This is a genomic window from Marinobacter sp. UBA2498 (assembly GCF_002341575.1).
GTDB classification, from domain to species: domain Bacteria; phylum Pseudomonadota; class Gammaproteobacteria; order Pseudomonadales; family Oleiphilaceae; genus Marinobacter; species Marinobacter manganoxydans.
Map to the genome: position 1 here is coordinate 14327 of NZ_DDOI01000018.1, position 2133 is coordinate 16459.

Sequence of the window (2133 nt, forward strand, 5' to 3'; positions counted from 1 at the left end):
CCGGAATCCACGGCAGCGCGAGCAACGGCGGCCGGCACAACTTCCAGCAAGCGGACGTCCATCGGCTTGGGAATGATGTACTCTTTCCCGAACTCGAAACTCTCCACACCGTATGCCTCGCAAATTTCCTGAGGCACAGGCTCCTTGGCCAGCTCACGGATTGCATTGACGGCCGCCACCTTCATTTCCTCGTTGATCGCGGTGGCACGAACGTCCAGCGCTCCACGGAAAATGAACGGGAAACCCAACACATTGTTAACCTGGTTCGGATAATCAGAGCGACCGGTGGCCATGATCAGATCATCGCGGGTTGCCAGGGCAATTTCCGGGCTAATCTCCGGATCCGGGTTGGAGCAGGCGAAAACGATCGGCTTGGGAGCCATTTTCTTGAGCTGTTCAGCAGTCAGGAGATCCGGACCGGACAGCCCCAGGAATACGTCAGCACCATCAATCGCGTCGTCCAGAGTGCGCTTGTCCGTGTCGTTGGCGAACATTGCCTTGTACTGATTCAAATCATCACGACCAGAGTGGATCACACCCTTGCGGTCAAGCATGAAGATGTTCTCAGAACGAATACCGCAGCTGATCAGAATCTTCATGCAGGCAATGGCGGCAGCACCGGCACCCAGGCAGACCACCCTCGCCTCTTCAATCTTTTTGCCCTGCAGCTCGAGGGCATTGATCATGCCGGCTGCAGTTACGATGGCAGTACCATGCTGGTCATCGTGGAAGATGGGCACGTTGCACTTTTCGATCAGCGCGCGCTCAATTTCAAAGCACTCGGGCGCTTTGATGTCTTCCAGATTGATACCACCGAAGGTATCTGCAATACGCTCAACTGTTTCGATAAACGCCTGCGGGCTCTCGGAATTGACTTCAATATCGAAGACATCAATTCCGGCAAAGCGCTTGAACAGTACGCCCTTGCCTTCCATAACCGGCTTGCTTGCCAGCGGACCCAGGTTACCCAGACCAAGAATCGCAGAACCATCAGAGATGACAGCCACCAGGTTGCCCTTGGCAGTGTACTTGTATGCGTTCTCCGGGTCCTTTGCGATCTCGCGGACCGGTTCGGCAACCCCGGGGCTATACGCCAGGGAAAGGTCGCGGGAGGTCTTGGTTGGCTTGGTGATTTCGACACTCAGCTTACCAGGCCGCGGCTTGGCGTGATATTCAAGGGCTGCTTCTTTCAGATCTTGAGACATTGCCACTGTTCCGTTTGTCACGTTTAAAGGTAGTGAACCGCCGAAGCCAGAGAGCCTCGGATCAACTCCAAATCGAAGGCCCCTACTCGGCGGAGCGCGCCATTATGGCCCGCCAGCCCGGAAACGACAAGTGCCTCATGAACATTTTGTGAACAGTCAATAGGGCTAATTGCGTATGTATCTTATAGGTACACTCTGACAACCGAGCACAAAAAAAGCGCCCGAAGGCGCTTTTCCCGAATCCAGCTCGATCAGTCTTTCTTGGCGCCGATGCGACCACCGAAACGCTTCTGGAAACGGTCGATACGACCACCGGTATCCATAACTTTCTGCTTGCCGGTGTAGAATGGGTGGCACTGGGAACACACATCCAGCTGCAGATCATGGGTGTAGGTAGAACGAGTCTTGAATGTATTACCGCAAGAGCAGGTCGCAGTAATCTCTTCGTACTTCGGGTGGATACCTTCTTTCATGGCGAACCTCGTTAGGTCATGCCGCTACCTGATCACGGGGCATCGAATCTGCCCAGGCGCCAGGCACCGCACGTTTGAATCAATTGAGAAGACGGGGCACAATCATGCCCTGCCGGAAACAGACCGCGAATCTTACTTGCAATTAGTTCTGCAGGCAAGCACCACACTGACTTCCGGACTCGCCCACCTTGGATTTCGCGGCAGGCCGCCGACTAGACAGGATAAGGAAAAACCGTGACACCCGTCATCCCGTGGAGCACTCAGTGCCGTTGATCGCACGCATTGCCTTGAATCGTCCCCTGCGTCGACTCTTCGATTACATTATCCCGGAAGGCCTTGAACTGACGCCTGGTCAGAGGGTGCGAATACCCTTTGGCCGGCAGCAGGCAACGGGTCTTGTTGTTCAGGTGGGCGTTGAGCCTCCTCCCGGCATCACTCTCAAGGCTGTGGCAGGG

Annotated in this window: 3 protein-coding genes; 1 reads left to right on the forward strand and 2 read right to left on the reverse strand. The window is 55.3% G+C overall.

Features of this window, described 5'->3' with window-relative positions; genetic code table 11:
- Together B2W52_RS01860 and rpmE are read right to left on the reverse strand one after the other, a co-directional pair.
- The coding region (locus B2W52_RS01860) for a malic enzyme-like NAD(P)-binding protein (protein ID WP_286801071.1) at positions 1-1205 on the reverse strand (1205 nt) is incomplete at its 3' end.
- 251 nt (positions 1206-1456) lie between these two features.
- Positions 1457-1678 (reverse strand): 50S ribosomal protein L31, encoded by a 222-nt coding sequence (gene rpmE, locus B2W52_RS01865; protein ID WP_008170804.1) that lies wholly within the window; start codon positions 1676-1678, stop codon positions 1457-1459.
- Positions 1679-1941: 263 nt separating this feature from the next.
- Between rpmE and B2W52_RS01870 the strand changes: the two genes are divergently transcribed.
- The coding region (locus B2W52_RS01870; RefSeq protein WP_286801072.1) for a primosomal protein N' family DNA-binding protein at positions 1942-2133 on the forward strand (192 nt) is incomplete at its 3' end.

Excerpts from the sequence above, each read along its gene's own strand:
- rpmE (WP_008170804.1), bottom strand. The coding sequence starts at position 1,678 with ATGAAAGAAGGTATCCACCCGAAGTACGAAGAGATTACTGCGACCTGC.